The following is a 13,318-nucleotide window of genomic DNA, read 5'->3' on the forward strand; positions in this document are numbered from 1 at the left end:
GCGCCGGGTCCCCGCGCCCCTTGCACCGCACCCCCTGTCCATGAGTGACGGGGGGTGCGGCAGCATGGGCGCCCGGACCGACGTACGACCGAAAGGCGCTCCATGCCCGCCGCTCCCCAGCCCGAGATCCTGGCCGCGTTCGAGGCGGCGAAGGGGTTCATGCCCCTTGACGAGGGGCTCGCCCTCTACGACGCCGCCGTCACCGCCGGCCGGCTCGGGCTGCCGCTGCTGGAGGTCGGCACGTACTGCGGGCGCTCCACCGTCCTGCTGGCCGACGCCGCGCGCGCGGCCGGGGTCACGGCGCTCACCGTCGATCATCACCGGGGCAGCGAGGAGCAGCAGCCCGGCTGGGACTACCACGACCCGGAGACGGTCGATCCCGAGGTCGGCCTGATGGACACGCTGCCCGCCTTCCGGCGCACGCTGTTCAGGGCGGGGCTGGAGGAGCACGTGGTCGCCCTCGTCGGCCGCTCCCCGCAGATCGCGGCGATCTGGAACTCCCCGCTCGGGCTGGTGTTCGTCGACGGCGGCCACACGGACGAGCACGCCACGGCCGACTACGACGGCTGGGCGCCGCACGTGGCCGAGGGCGGGCTGCTGGTCATCCACGACGTCTTCCCCCACCCGGAGGACGAGTTCACCGGCCAGGCGCCGTACCGGGTGTACCGGCGGGCCCTTGGTTCCGGGGCGTTCGCGGAGGTCTCGGCGACCGGCTCGCTGCGTGTCCTGCGGCGAACGGGAGCGGGGATCTGAGGCCCCGGTTAGAGTCGCAGACGTGTCGTACGTTGGCCCGGACTTCGATCCCCCGCAGCCCCGCCGGCCCCGGCGGCGCCCGCTGACCGTGGCGCTCGCCGCCCTGGTGCCCGGGGCGCTGCTCGGCTGGGTGGTGTACGAGGCGGTCGGCGGCGGTGGCGGTGCGGACCGTACGGCCTCCCCGGCGCCGCGCGGCTCCGCGGTGTCCTCCGCCCCGGCCGCTTCCCCGAGCGGCGGGAACGGCAGAGGCGACAGCGGCGGCGGTGACGACGGCAAGGCGTCCGGCTCGCCCTTCGCCCGGCCGGGCGGCTCCGGCCCGCTGGGGGGGAAGATCGTCGTCATCGACCCGGGGCACAACCCGGGCAACTTCCGGCACACGGCCGAGATCAACCGCCCGGTGGACATCGGGACGAACCGCAAGGAGTGCGACACCACCGGCACGTCCACCAACGACGGTTACACCGAGGCACGGTTCACCATCGACGTGGCGCACCGGCTGCGGGACCTGCTGGAGCGGCAGGGCGCCACGGTGAAGCTCACGCGCGACGGCGACAGTCCGGCGTGGGGTCCGTGCGTGGACGAGCGGGCCCGGATCGGCAACACCGCGCGCGCGGACGCGGCGATCTCCATCCATGCCGACGGCTCCTCCCCCGGCGACCGCGGCTTCCACGTCATCCTGCCGGGTTCCGTGCACGCGGGTGCCGCCGACACCCGTGCCATCGTCGGCCCGTCCCACGATCTCGGGGTGCGCATCGCGGGCGACTTCCTCCGCGAGACGGGGGAGCCGCCCTCCAACTACCTCGGCGACGGTACCGGTCTCGTCACGCGGACGGACCTGGGTGGTCTCAATCTGTCAACGGTTCCGAAGGTGTTCATCGAGTGCGGCAACATGCGCGATAGCAAGGACGCGGCACTGCTGACCAGCGGCGCCTGGCGACAGCGGGCGGCGCAAGGGATCTCTGAGGGAATCGTGAGTTTCCTACGCGCTTCCTGACCGGCGGGCGGAACCGGCCGGACAGCCGGATCTTGCGGACGATAGTGTCTACCGACGACGAGACGACCTACGAAGGACCTGAAGTGAATATCCGCTCCCTCACTAGAGGCGACGGCGTGGTGATCGGAGCAGCGGTGGTGCTGTTCATCGCGTCGTTCCTCAACTTCTACACCTACTCCGGCTTCGGCGCTGAAGTCAGCCGGAGCGCGTGGGACAACCTGGGCATGGGCCTGGGCACCTACATGGGCGCGGTGATCGGTGCCGTTCTCATCGTCGTCAACCGCTGCCTGCCGCAGCCGCGCAAGGTGGCCGGGCTCGACCTGGCCGCGGTCGGCACCGCCTTCGCGATCCTGGCGGCCTGGACGCTGCTGTGGACGCTGATCGACCTCGACAACGTGGACGCCGGCGCCGGTCTCGTCCTCGGGTTCATCGCCGCTCTCGTCCTGTCCGCCGCCGCCATCGCCACCCCGCTGGTGCCCGCCCTCCAGGCCGCCCTGGTCCCGGCCCCCAAGCCGGTCGCCCCGCAGCCCTACGGTGCCCAGCCGCCCGGTGGTTACGGCTACCCGGGCGCCCAGCCGCAGCAGCCCTACGGCGCGCAGCCGCAGCCGGGGCAGCCGTTCGGGCAGCAGCCGCCGGCCGCGCAGGGTGCCGTCCCGGCGCCGCAGCCGGCCGCCGCGGACTTCTCGCCGTTCTGGTTCGCCGTGCCGGTGCCCCGTCCGCTGTTCTCGGAGGACGGTTCGCCGAACCAGATCGCCGAACTGGCGCCGGGCACCTGGTACCTGGCCGTCGAGCAGCGCGGTGCCGCGCTGGTCGCGCAGACCCAGGACGGCCGCCGCGGTGTGCTCCAGGACACCTCGGGCATCCAGCGCGGCTGATCCGCACCACCGCACCGCACCGGCCCCTCGCCCCTTCCGGGCGGGGGGCCGTTGTCGTACAGTCGCCTCCCGGCCGGTAACTGACGCTCCGTCAGGAGGTGGGCGCATGCGGCTCGGTCTCGCACTCGGCTACTGGGGACGCGGTCCGGACGCCGGTCATGTGCCGCTCGCCCGGGAGGCGGAGCGGCTCGGCTACGACTCGGTGTGGACGGCCGAGTCCTGGGGCTCGGACGCCTTCACCCCGCTGACCTGGATCGCCGCCCGGACCTCGACGATCAGGCTGGGGACGGCGGTCGCCCAGATGGCCGCGCGCTCACCGGCCGCCACCGCGATGCACGCGCTCACCCTGGACCACCTCTCCGGCGGACGCGTCCTGCTCGGGCTCGGGCTCTCCGGCCCGCAGGTGGTGGAGGGCTGGTACGGCCGCCCGTTCCCGAAGTCGCCGCTGACCGCGACCCGGGAGTACGTGGACGTCGTACGGCAGGTGCTGCGCCGGGAGGCGCCGGTGGCGGTGGACGGGCGCTTCCACCCGCTGCCCTACCGGGGCCCGGACGGCACCGGCCTCGGCAAGCCGCTCAAGCCGATCACCCATCCCCTGCGCCGCGACCTCCCCGTCCTGCTGGGCGCCGAGGGCCCGCGGAACGTCGCCCAGACGGTCCGGATCGCCGACGGCTGGCTGCCGCTGTACTGGGCGCCGAGCCGCCCCGAGGTGTACGGGGACGTGGTGCGCGCGTTGCCGGAGGGGTTCATGGTGGCTCCGCTGGCCCGGGTGCAGGTGTGCGACGACGTGGCCGAGGCGCTGCTGCCCGTCAAGGCCATGCTCGGCTTCTACATCGGCGGGATGGGGCACGCGGCCCGCAACTTCCACGCCGACCTGATGGCCCGCATGGGGTACGAGGCCGAGGCCCGGCGGATCCAGGAGCTGTTCCTCGCCGGGCGCCGGGAGGAGGCCGTGCTGGCCGTGCCGGACGCCTTCGCCGACGAGATCTCCCTGGTCGGTCCGCGCGAACGCGTCGCCGAGCGGCTGGAGTTGTGGCGCCGGGGCCCGGTGACGGACCTGCTGGCCCTGTCACCGGACCCGCACAGCCTGCGGGTGCTGGCCGAGCTGAACTCCTAGCCCTTGGTGAGCTGGGAGGCGGAGGGTACCTGGTCCTTGACCGGGGCACCGGCGCTCTTGCCCGCGTCCTTGACACCGCCGATGACGTCGCTGAACGAGTTCACCGCGTTCTCGTCGCCCTTGCGGAGCTTGGACGGCAGGTTCTTCAGGGCCTCGATGCCGTTGCTGAGGGGCGCGAGCGCCTTGGAGAGGGTCGGGTCGGCCTTGGCGTCCTTCTGGGCCGCCTTGAGCCGGTTGTAGGTGAAGGCACCGGCGAGACCGGCCTTGACCAGGGCGGTCTTGCGGCCCTTGGCGCCCTTCTTGAACTTGCCTTCCTTCCAGGGCTTGACGATCCAGTGGTAGGTCGCGCCGGCGGCGAGGCCCGCGTCCAGCACGAAGCGGGTCTTGGCGAACCTGCGCTTCTCCGCGGACGTGGTCGGGCTGGGACTGTCGACGGCGGGAACGGCCTGTGCCGCCGAGGTGTCCTTCGTGCTGTTCTTCTCGCTGCCTCCACAGGCGGTGGCACCCGCCACCAGGGCGCAGCACAAGGTGAGCGCCACGACGAGGCGCCGTATCGGTACGGGCACGGAGTCCTCCGGACGTGTCCTCCCCGAGCGGTCTGCTTCCTCCGGCAGCCTCGTCCGGGGCGTCGGGGTGCGCCACCTGGGGGACGCCGTCCGGGTGGTGTCCGGGCCGGGTCCGGGTCCGCTCCGGGCTTCCTGGGGGGTTTCACGGCACACCGCCCGGCAATCCGGAGAGTATGTCCCCTCGATATCGCAACGGCGCGAACCAGGCCGGGACGGTCATCGCGGTCGTCGCCGACATCATGGCGCTGATCCTCGGCCTGTGGATCCTGATGTACCTGTTGGACGCGAACCGGGCCAACAGCCTGGTCCAGTTCGTCCATGACGCGGCCTCCTGGCTGGCCGGCTGGTCCCACGACCTCTTCACCTTCGACGAGGCCTGGGCCCGGGTGGTCGCCGGATACGGGCTCGCCGCGGTGGTCTACCTGTTCGTGGGCCACGCCATAGCCAACCGGATGCACCGGCACTGACCCGGGCGGACGGCCGGGCCGGCCCCTCGCGGGGTCAGCCGCAGCAGTCCGGGTCCAGTCCGGCCGGCAGGTGGTCCCCGCCGAACACCGCGCACGTGGCGTCGTGGCCGCCCAGCGCGGCCACGGCCAGCAGCAGCGAGCCGGCCGTCCAGGTGGTCAGCTCGCGAGGCCAGACGGCGTCGTCGTCGAAGACGTAGCCCGTCCAGTACAGGCCGCTGTCCGCGTCCCGCAGGTGCTGGATGGACTGGAGGATCTCCAGGGCCCGGTCGGACTCGCCCATCACCCACAGGGCCAGGGCGAGTTCGCTGGACTCGCCGCCGGTCACCCAGGGGTTCGGGACCACGCAGCGCACCCCGAGGCCGGGGACGACGAACCGGTCCCAGTCCGCCTCGATGCGGGCCTTGGCCTCCGCTCCGGTGAGCGCGCCGCCGAGGACCGGGTAGTACCAGTCCATCGAGTAGCGGTCCTTGTCCAGGAAGCGCTCCGGGTGGCGGCGGATCGCGTGGCGGAGGGACCCGGCGGCCAACTCCCAGTCCGGCTGCGGCTCCTCGCGTTCCTCGGCGATGGCGAGCGCGCACCGCAGGGCGTGGTGGACGGAGGAGCTGCCCGTCAGCAGCGCGTCCGTCGTCGCGGTGCCGTCGTCCTCCCGGCGCCAGCCGATCTGACCGCCGGGCTGCTGGAGCCGCAGCACCCATTCGACGGCGGCGTAGACGGTCGGCCACATGCGGTCCAGGAACGTGTCGTCGCCCGTGGACAGGTAGTGGTGCCAGACGCCGACGGCTATGTAGGCGACGAAGTTGGACTCGCGGGCACGGTCGGTGACCTCGTCGTGGGCGCCGTCGGCGTAGGCGGCGTACCAGGAGCCGTCCTCGTTCTGGTGCCGGGCGAGCCAGCAGTACGCCCGCTCGGCGGCCTCGTGCTCACCGGCCGCGTCCAGGGCCATCGCGGCCTCGGTGTGGTCCCACGGGTCGAGGTGATGCCCGCGGAACCACGGGATCGCGCCGTCCTCCCGCTGCACGGCCAGGATGCCGGCGACGGTCGCGGCGGCCTGCTCGGCGGTGAGGACCCCGGGCAGGACGAGGTGTTCTGTCCGGGGGGTGGTCACTCGGCGGCCACCCCGTCGGTCTCGGCGAGCCGGGGCAGGTGCGGCTTGGTCGCGTAGACCACGAAGCTCTTGCCGATCAGCGGGTTGAGCGCCTGCTCGGCGAGCCGGGTCGCGAGCGGCTTCTTCATGATGTCCCAGACCAGCAGCTTGTGGTACGCCCGCACCGGCAGCGCCTTGTCGTTGTCGACGCCGAACGCGCACTTCAGCCACCAGTACGGCGAGTGCAGCGCGTGCGCGTGGTGGCTGCCGTACGGCTTCAGCCCGGCCCCGCGGACCTTCGCGACCAGCTCGTCGGCCTTGTAGATGCGGATGTGGCCGCCCTCGACCTCGTGGTAGGCGTCGGACAGCGCCCAGCAGACCTTCTCGGGGCCGTGGCGCGGCACGGTGATCGCGATGCGCCCGCCCGGCCTGAGCACGCGGACCATCTCCGCGAGCACGCCCTTGTCGTCGGGGATGTGCTCCATCACCTCGGAGATGATGACGACGTCGAAGGACTCGTCGGGGAAGGGCAGGGCGAGGGCGTCGCCCTCCATCGCCGTGGCGGTGGCGCCCTCCGGTGCCTCCCCGGCCTCCTTCATCGCCGCGAACCACTTGGCGACCTCGCGGATCTCCTCGCCGTTCTGGTCCAGGGCCACGACCTGGGCGCCGCGCCGGTAGCACTCGAAGGCGTGCCGGCCGGCTCCGCAGCCGAGGTCCAGGACACGGTCGCCGGGGGCGAGCGGGAACCGGGAGAAGTCGACGGTCAGCACGTGGCCCTGCTTTCGGAGGAGACGCCTGCAACACTTGCCGGGGCCGCGGAGCGGCCGGGGGTCTGGGCCGCGGAGCGGCTCGGGGAGTGGCCCGCGGAGCGGGCGATGGCCTCCCGGTAGTGGGCCACGGTGCCCTCGGCGGCGCGGGCCCAGGTGAAGCGGTCCAGCACCCGCCGACGGCCCGCCCCGCCGAGGCGCACCCGCAGCTCCGGGTCCCCGAGCAGCCGGTTCAGCCCGGCGGCCAGTGCTCCCGCGTCACCGGGCGGTACGGCCACGCAGGTCTCGCCGTCCGGCCCCGCGACCTCGGGGATCGCGCCGCCGGTGGTGGCGACCAGCGGGGTGCCGGTGGCCATGGCCTCGGCGGCGGGCAGCGAGAAGCCCTCGTACAGGGACGGTACACAGGCCACCTGGGCGGAACGGATCAGGTCGACCAGCTCGGCGTCGGAGATGCCCTTGACGAAGTCGACGGCGCCTTCGAGGCCGTACCGCTCGATCGCCTGCGCGACGGGGCCCTCCTGCGGGCGCTTGCCGACGACGACGAGGTGGGCGGCGGGGTGCTCGGTGCGGACCTTGGCGAGTGCCTCCACGAGGAACACCAGCCCCTTCAGCGGCACATCGGCGCTGGAGGTGGTGACGATCCGGCCCGGCACCTCGGCGACGGCCGGGTCCGGCGCGAACAGGTCGGTGTCGGCGCCGATGTGGACGACGTGGACCCGCTCGTCCCGGACGCCGAGGTGGTCCACGATCTCCTGGCGCGAGCTGCCGGAGACGGTGAGGATCGAGGGCAGCCGGCGGGCGACGCGCTTCTGCATGCGGGTGAAGGCGTACCAGCGGCGCACCGAGTAGCGGCGCTGCCAGGTGTCGGCGGCGTCCAGTTCCAACTGCCGGTCCACGGTGATGGGGTGGTGGACCGTGGTGACCAGGGGCGCGCCGATGTCGCCCAACAGGCCGTAGGCGAGGGTCTGGTTGTCGTGGACGACGTCGAACTCACCGCGCCGGGCGCGCAGATGCCGGCGCGCGCGCAGCGAGAAGGTCAGCGGCTCGGGGAAGCCGCCGGTCCACATGGTCCCGACCTCCAGGGCGTCGATCCAGTCCCGGTACTCCTCCCGCTTCGGGGTGCGGAAGGGGTCGGGCTGGCGGTAGAGGTCGAGGCTGGGCAGCTCGGTGAGGGTGAGACCGGGGTAGCCCTCGTCGAGGACGGGGTACGGCTGGGAGCCGATGACCTCCACGCGGTGGCCGAGGCGGGCCAGCTCCCGCGAGAGGTGTCGTACGTAGACGCCCTGGCCCCCGCAGAACGGGTTCCCTTTATAGGTGAGGAGCGCGATGTCGAGCGGTCGTCCGCCGTCGGCAGCGGGTTCCTGGTCGGCACCCGCTTCCCGGGCCTCAGCGGTCACTCCGTGCCCCCTTCTGCCTGCACTGTCCCGCGAGACTACGACGGGACGCTAATCTAGAACAAGTTTCAGACTTGATCGTTCAGGAGGCTCTGAATCTACCGGCAGGTAGGGGCGCTGTGAGCAGTGGATCAGGTGATTCGCGCCACGGCGCGCCCCCTGTCATCCTGTCCGATCACGAGCCCAACAGACGGCCTCACCGACTGTCACGGAACGGGGACCCATGCCTGCGGAAGCCAGCACCTCGCGTCCGGCCTCGCCCCTCACCGAGCGGCAGGAGGCCCGCCGCCGCAGGATCCTGCACGCGAGCGCGCAACTGGCCAGCCGGGGCGGGTTCGACGCCGTCCAGATGCGTGAGGTCGCGGAGTCGTCGCAGGTGGCTCTCGGCACGCTGTACCGCTACTTCCCGTCCAAGGTGCATCTCCTGGTCGCCACCATGCAGGACCAGCTGGAGCACATGCACGGAACCCTGCGCAGGAAGCCCCCGCCGGGCGACACGGCCGCCGAGCGGGTCGCGCAGACCCTGATGCGGGCCTTCCGCGCCCTCCAGCGCGAGCCGCACCTGGCCGACGCGATGGTCCGCGCCCTCACCTTCGCCGACCGCAGTGTCTCGCCCGAGGTCGACCAGGTCTCCCGTCAGACGACGGCGATCATCCTGGACGCGATGGGCCTGGCGGACCCCACCCCCGAGCAGCTCTCCGCGGTCCGGGTCATCGAGCACACCTGGCACTCGGCCCTCATCACCTGGCTGTCGGGCCGTGCCTCCATCGCCCAGGTGAAGATCGACATCGAGACGGTGTGCCGGCTGATCGACCTGACGGAGCCGGCGGGGCGCGGATGACGCGGCCACGGGAAGACCGCGGGGCACACAAAGAACCCGGGCACGGGAAGAGCCCGGGGCACATGAAGGACCTACGAGACGGGTTCCCTTCGCCGGTATGGTCCGGATCAGGTCCTAGGGGTCGCCGTCCGGCCTGACTGCTGCCTTTCAGCCTCTCAGCCCTACCGTCGCTGTCGGCCCGGGCGTATGCCTGCGCATCCCGCCTGAGTCGGCTACTCCGGTCGGACTCCCTCACTCGTCCCGTAGGCTGATACCAGGATAGAACGGATATCCCACGACGGAACCCCCTCATTTCCGACCAATTCCCCCCAAAAATGCCACCCCAGGGTCAGCCGACCAAGGTCAGCCCTCGTGGGTCTTCCGCTCCCGCTCGTGCGTGCCCTCGCTGCAACAGGCGCACAGGATCTCGAAGCCGCTCGCCGGCTCGGCACCGTAGCCGTGCCGGTCGAAGAGCTCGATCAGGGCGTCGAGGTCGGCCACCTCGCCCGCGTTCACCGTCGCGGTCAGCGTCGTCAGCTCGGAGGCCTGGAAGAGCAGGAGTTCCTCGAAGACGGGGTATTCGCGCCCCTCGATGCCCCGGTGCCCCTTCGGCTCCCCGTCGTGGACGACGATCTCACCGAAGCGGCGTCCGCCGGTCACCGGCACGTTCATCACCCGGCCGCGCGTCGGACAGAGCCGGTCGATCCAGACGACCTCCCGCTCCCCGTCCGTGTCCAGCCGGACGCACGCGGGCCCGAACCGCCCGTTGATCTCGCCCTCCCCCGGCGGCAGTTGGATACCGAAGCCCTCCCAGGCGTCCCTGGCCGTCGCCCAGTCGCGCTGGATGGTCGCCGCGATGCCGAGGTTCCAGTACGCCGGATCGCCCTCACCCCGCGGAGCCCGGGCGGCGGCCTCGCGCCCCAGCTCGTACGCCTTCCCCCCAGTTGCGCAGGAACTTGTGGGCGAGCGCGGCGTCGTACCACCACACCGGGCTCTTCGACGTGTCCGGGTAGTGCGCGAGGACCCGCTCGAACAGCCCGGCGGCGGTCGGCCAGTCCTCGGCGTCCCAGGCCTCGTACGCCTGGACGATCAACTGCCCGGCCTCGGACTTGTCCACTCTTCCCCACCCTGCTCGCCGCGACGCGGTACACCGGAACCGCAGGAGCGTACCCCTCGTCTCCCCCCACCCGACGTGCCCCGGCGGTCCCCGGGGCCCATCGCCCGGAGGGCCGGCCGGCTGAGATCGCCGGTGTTCCGTGCGGGGAAGAGCCGGCCGCCCGGCGCACGAGGAACGGGGCGGAGATGACGCAGAAAGAGCGGAAGCCCGTGCGGTGGGAGGTCCTGGAGCGCTGCGGGCGCCAGGACGTGGAGGAGGCGCCCCAGGGCGTCCCGTGCGGTCCGCCCTGGGCGCCGTCCAACGGGGGTGGAGGCCGACCCGGTCGCCGCCGTCCCCGCCCCGTCGCCGGGTGCCGCCGCCGCGCTGGACGAGCAGCGGCACCTCCACGCGTCCGGTATCTCCCTCTCCGACGACAAGGACGAGTTCCTGGTCCTGCCTCCCGTGTCCGTCGTGACACGGGTACTGCCGCCGTGCCCTACTCCTCGGGCGGGAACACCGCCTCCCCGCTGCCCAGCAAGGTGATCACGATCGCCTCCACCGGGCAGTTCTCGGCCGCCGCCAGGATCTGCTCGGCCGCGTCCGTGTCCGGTTCCGCCGGGTGGGACTGGCGGGCCGAGTCGAGGCGGAAGTCGTCCGGGGCGTGGTGACGGCACTGGGCCGAGCCGATGCACAGCGACCGGTCGACCTCGACGTGCCAGCGGTCGCCCATGGGCTAGGCCCCCGCCGGAAGGTGGATCATCTTGTGCTCCAGGTACGCGCCGTACCCCTCCGGGCCGAACTCCCGCCCCAGGCCGGAGTTCTTGTAGCCGCCGAACGGGCCGAGCATGTCCAGGCTGAAGGTGTTGACGGAGTAGGTGCCGGTGCGGACCTGCCGGGCGATGTCGACGCCGTGCTCGACGTCCGCCGTCCACACGCTGCCGGAGAGGCCGTAGTCCGAGTCGTTGGCGATCTTCACCGCCTCGGACTCGTCGCCGTACGGCAGCAGGCAGATGACCGGGCCGAAGATCTCCTCGCGGGCGACGCGCATCGCGTTGTCGACGTCGCCGAAGAGGGTGGGTTCGACGTACCAGCCGCGCTCCAGTCCGTCCGGACGGCCGCCGCCGGTGAGGATCTTGGCGCCCTCCTCCTGGCCGATGCGGATGTAGTCCAGGTTGCGCTGCTGCTGGCGCCGGGCGACCAGCGGGCCGACCTGGGTGGCCGGGTCGAGCGGGTCCCCGACGACGAGGGCGCGGGCCGCCTGCGCGAAGGCGTCGGCGAAGTCGGCGTAGCGGGCGCGCGGGACGAGGATGCGGGTCTGGGCGACGCAGGCCTGCCCGTTGTTCATCCAGGCCGCCGGGACGATCCCGGAGACGGCCGCCTCCAGGTCCGCGTCCGGCAGCACCAGCGCCGCCGACTTGCCGCCCAGCTCCAGCGTGACCCGGGTCAGCCGGCGCGCGGCGACCTCCATCACGCGCTTGCCGGCCGGGACCGAGCCGGTGAAGGAGACCTTGTCGACGCCGGGGTGCCCGACCAGGTACTCGCTGACCTCGCGGTCGGCGGGGAGGATGGACAGCACGCCCTCGGGCAGGCCCGCCTCGCGGGCGATCTCGCCCAGCAGGTACGCGTCCAGCGGGGACTCCGGGGACGGCTTGAGGACGACCGTGCAGCCGGCCAGCAGCGCGGGCGCCAGCTTGGCGGCGGCGACGAACTGCGGGACGTTCCACGGGACGACGGCGGCGACCACGCCGACCGGTTCGCGGCGGACCAGGAGCGGGCCCAGGACGCCGTCCCGGCGCTCCTCGTGGGTGAAGTCCCGGGCGACCCGGATCGCCGCGTCCCACACCATCATCGCGCCGAGCGCCTGGGCGAGGACGCTCCAGGAGTACGGCGAGCCGTTCTCGGACGAGATCACCCGGGCGATCTCCTCGTGCCGGGCGGCGATGCCGTCCTTGATGCGCGTGACGACCTCGATCCGCTCCTCCAGGCCGGCGCGCGGCCAGGGGCCCTCGTCGAAGGCGCGGCGCGCGACGGCCACGGCCCGGTCGACGTCCGCCCGGGAGGCGTGCGGCACCCGGCCGATGACCTCCTCGGTGTGCGGTGAGATCACCTCGATGACGTCCCGGCCCAGCGGGTCGGTCAACTCCCCGCCGATGAACAGCTGTCCGTGTTCCACGAGCTCGGTCATGGCCGACTGCCTCCCGCCGCACCGCACCGCATCCATCGTTTCTGACACTGTTTCAGAACTGATATCAGTTCTAGTTATAGTGGGCAATGGCCCTGGGGGTGGCGGGGCGGACGGGTGGAGGGGCGGAGAGCGGATGGCGACGACGTTCGATCACGGCGGGGGCGTACGGTCCGTCCGGGTGCCCATCCCGGACAACCCCCTCGGCCACACGCTGGTGTACGTGGTGGACACCGGCCGGGGCCCGGTGCTGATCGACACCGGCTGGGACGACCCCGGCTCCTGGGACACGCTGGTGGCGGGGCTCGCGGCCTGCGGTACGGCGGCCGGGGAGGTCCACGGCGTCGTCATCACCCACCACCACCCGGACCACCACGGTCTGTCGGCACGGGTCCGCGAGGCGTCCGGCGCCTGGGTGGCGCTGCACGCGGCCGACGCGGCGATCGTGCGCCGGACGCGCCGGACCCGGCCGCAGCGGTGGTTCTCGTACATGGCGGCCAAGCTCACGGCCGCCGGGGCACCCGAGGAGCATGTGGCGCCGCTGCGGACACCCCGCGCCCGCACCCTGCCCGGCCTCTCCCCCGCCCTGCCGGACCGGGAGATCGTCCCCGGCGAACTCCTGGACCTGCCGGGCCGGCGGCTGCGCGCCCTCTGGACCCCGGGGCACACGCCGGGCCATGTCTGCCTGCACCTGGAGGAGGAGCACCCGGCCCGACTGCCCGGCCGGGGGCGCCTGTTCAGCGGCGACCACCTGCTGCCGGAGATCACCCCGCACATCGGCCTGTACGAGGACCCCGACGACGCGACGGTCACCGATCCCCTCGGTGACTACCTCGACTCCCTGGAGCGGATCGGCCGGCTCACCCCCGCCGAGGTCCTCCCGGCCCACCAGCACCCCTTCACCGACGCCCCGGGTCGCGTCCGGGCGCTGCTCGACCACCACGAGAGCCGTCTGGCGGGCCTCCTCACCCTCCTCGCCGAGCCCCTCACCCCCTGGCAGCTCGCCGAGCGCATGGCATGGAACCGCCCCTGGGCCGACATCCCCCACGGCTCCCGCACCATCGCCGTCTCGGAGGCGGAGTCCCACCTGCGCCGCCTGGTGAAACTGGGCCGCGCGGAACCGGTGCCGGGGAGCGAGCCGGTGGCGTACGTAGCGGTGTGAAGCACCTCCCGTTCGGCGGGCCGACCCCCCGGGCGGCGCCG

General features: G+C 72.7%; 15 protein-coding genes. 7 read left to right on the top strand and 8 right to left on the bottom strand.

The window, feature by feature from the left end; genetic code table 11:
• The first annotated feature begins 102 nt into the window (after positions 1-102).
• The 4 genes from IE273_RS00375 (at position 103) to IE273_RS00390 (ending at position 3,739) form a co-directional block, all read left to right on the top strand.
• Positions 103-753 carry a class I SAM-dependent methyltransferase gene (locus tag IE273_RS00375; RefSeq protein WP_189813101.1) on the top strand — a complete coding sequence of 217 codons (651 nt, stop codon included), beginning with the start codon at positions 103-105 and terminating at the stop codon, positions 751-753.
• Between the two features lie 22 nt (positions 754-775).
• Positions 776-1,747: an N-acetylmuramoyl-L-alanine amidase gene (locus IE273_RS00380; RefSeq protein WP_189813102.1), complete on the top strand. Its 972-nt coding sequence runs from the start codon at positions 776-778 to the stop codon at positions 1,745-1,747.
• Between the two features lie 83 nt (positions 1,748-1,830).
• A complete protein-coding gene (locus IE273_RS00385) occupies positions 1,831-2,622 on the top strand; it encodes a DUF5336 domain-containing protein (RefSeq protein WP_229887019.1) in 792 nt (263 codons plus the stop codon).
• Between the two features lie 106 nt (positions 2,623-2,728).
• On the top strand, positions 2,729-3,739 hold the full coding sequence (locus IE273_RS00390; RefSeq protein ID WP_189813103.1) for an LLM class F420-dependent oxidoreductase: 1,011 nt from the start codon (positions 2,729-2,731) through the stop codon (positions 3,737-3,739).
• Here IE273_RS00390 and IE273_RS00395 read toward each other — a convergent pair.
• Entirely contained in the window at positions 3,736-4,305 is a 570-nt protein-coding gene (locus tag IE273_RS00395) for a hypothetical protein (protein ID WP_189813104.1), read from the bottom strand. The two genes, IE273_RS00390 and IE273_RS00395, sit on opposite strands and share 4 nt — an antisense overlap.
• A 173-nt stretch (positions 4,306-4,478) precedes the next feature.
• On the opposite strand from IE273_RS00395, the gene IE273_RS00400 reads away from it, so the two are divergent.
• Positions 4,479-4,772, top strand: a complete 294-nt coding sequence (locus tag IE273_RS00400; RefSeq protein ID WP_014672411.1) for a hypothetical protein — start codon at positions 4,479-4,481, stop codon at positions 4,770-4,772.
• 34 nt (positions 4,773-4,806) lie between these two features.
• Here IE273_RS00400 and IE273_RS00405 read toward each other — a convergent pair whose 3' ends face one another.
• The 3 genes from IE273_RS00405 to IE273_RS00415 are packed head-to-tail and all read right to left on the bottom strand — an operon-like array spanning position 4,807 to position 8,020.
• A complete protein-coding gene (locus IE273_RS00405; protein WP_189813105.1) occupies positions 4,807-5,877 on the bottom strand; it encodes a prenyltransferase/squalene oxidase repeat-containing protein in 1,071 nt (356 codons plus the stop codon).
• Positions 5,874-6,626, bottom strand: coding sequence for a class I SAM-dependent methyltransferase (locus IE273_RS00410; protein WP_189813106.1), 753 nt, complete (start codon positions 6,624-6,626; stop codon positions 5,874-5,876). The genes IE273_RS00405 and IE273_RS00410 overlap by 4 nt, the downstream gene beginning before the upstream one ends.
• Positions 6,620-8,020, bottom strand: a complete 1,401-nt coding sequence (locus IE273_RS00415) for a glycosyltransferase family 4 protein (RefSeq protein ID WP_189813107.1) — start codon at positions 8,018-8,020, stop codon at positions 6,620-6,622. The genes IE273_RS00410 and IE273_RS00415 overlap by 7 nt, the downstream gene beginning before the upstream one ends.
• A 220-nt stretch (positions 8,021-8,240) precedes the next feature.
• On the opposite strand from IE273_RS00415, the gene IE273_RS00420 reads away from it, so the two are divergent.
• Positions 8,241-8,858, top strand: a complete 618-nt coding sequence (locus IE273_RS00420) for a TetR family transcriptional regulator (RefSeq protein ID WP_189813108.1) — start codon at positions 8,241-8,243, stop codon at positions 8,856-8,858.
• Between the two features lie 342 nt (positions 8,859-9,200).
• Here IE273_RS00420 and IE273_RS43265 read toward each other — a convergent pair whose 3' ends face one another.
• The 4 genes from IE273_RS43265 to IE273_RS00435 form a co-directional block, all read right to left on the bottom strand.
• On the bottom strand, positions 9,201-9,497 hold the full coding sequence (locus IE273_RS43265; protein ID WP_229887020.1) for a hypothetical protein: 297 nt from the start codon (positions 9,495-9,497) through the stop codon (positions 9,201-9,203).
• A gap of 226 nt (positions 9,498-9,723) precedes the next feature.
• Positions 9,724-9,954, bottom strand: a complete 231-nt coding sequence (locus IE273_RS43270; protein WP_229887021.1) for a hypothetical protein — start codon at positions 9,952-9,954, stop codon at positions 9,724-9,726.
• A gap of 475 nt (positions 9,955-10,429) precedes the next feature.
• Positions 10,430-10,663: a ferredoxin gene (locus tag IE273_RS00430; protein ID WP_189813109.1), complete on the bottom strand. Its 234-nt coding sequence runs from the start codon at positions 10,661-10,663 to the stop codon at positions 10,430-10,432.
• A gap of 3 nt (positions 10,664-10,666) precedes the next feature.
• Positions 10,667-12,118 (bottom strand): aldehyde dehydrogenase, encoded by a 1,452-nt coding sequence (locus IE273_RS00435; RefSeq protein ID WP_189813110.1) that lies wholly within the window; start codon positions 12,116-12,118, stop codon positions 10,667-10,669.
• Between the two features lie 133 nt (positions 12,119-12,251).
• Between IE273_RS00435 and IE273_RS00440 the strand changes: the two genes are divergently transcribed.
• Positions 12,252-13,277, top strand: a complete 1,026-nt coding sequence (locus tag IE273_RS00440; protein WP_189813111.1) for a Strvi_7410 family MBL fold metallo-hydrolase — start codon at positions 12,252-12,254, stop codon at positions 13,275-13,277.
• The last annotated feature ends 41 nt before the right edge of the window (positions 13,278-13,318 follow it).

Source organism: Streptomyces olivaceoviridis (genome assembly GCF_014650115.1).
GTDB classification, from domain to species: domain Bacteria; phylum Actinomycetota; class Actinomycetes; order Streptomycetales; family Streptomycetaceae; genus Streptomyces; species Streptomyces olivaceoviridis.

Bases quoted from the DNA above. Each gene is read 5' to 3' on its own strand.
- IE273_RS00400 (WP_014672411.1), top strand. From the start codon at position 4,479: ATGTCCCCTCGATATCGCAACGGCGCGAACCAGGCCGGGACGGTCATC.
- IE273_RS00375 (WP_189813101.1), top strand. From the start codon at position 103: ATGCCCGCCGCTCCCCAGCCCGAGATCCTGGCCGCGTTCGAGGCGGCG.
- IE273_RS00430 (WP_189813109.1), bottom strand. From the start codon at position 10,663: ATGGGCGACCGCTGGCACGTCGAGGTCGACCGGTCGCTGTGCATCGGC.
- IE273_RS00440 (WP_189813111.1), top strand. From the start codon at position 12,252: ATGGCGACGACGTTCGATCACGGCGGGGGCGTACGGTCCGTCCGGGTG.
- IE273_RS00390 (WP_189813103.1), top strand. From the start codon at position 2,729: ATGCGGCTCGGTCTCGCACTCGGCTACTGGGGACGCGGTCCGGACGCC.
- IE273_RS00435 (WP_189813110.1), bottom strand. From the start codon at position 12,118: ATGACCGAGCTCGTGGAACACGGACAGCTGTTCATCGGCGGGGAGTTG.
- IE273_RS00420 (WP_189813108.1), top strand. From the start codon at position 8,241: ATGCCTGCGGAAGCCAGCACCTCGCGTCCGGCCTCGCCCCTCACCGAG.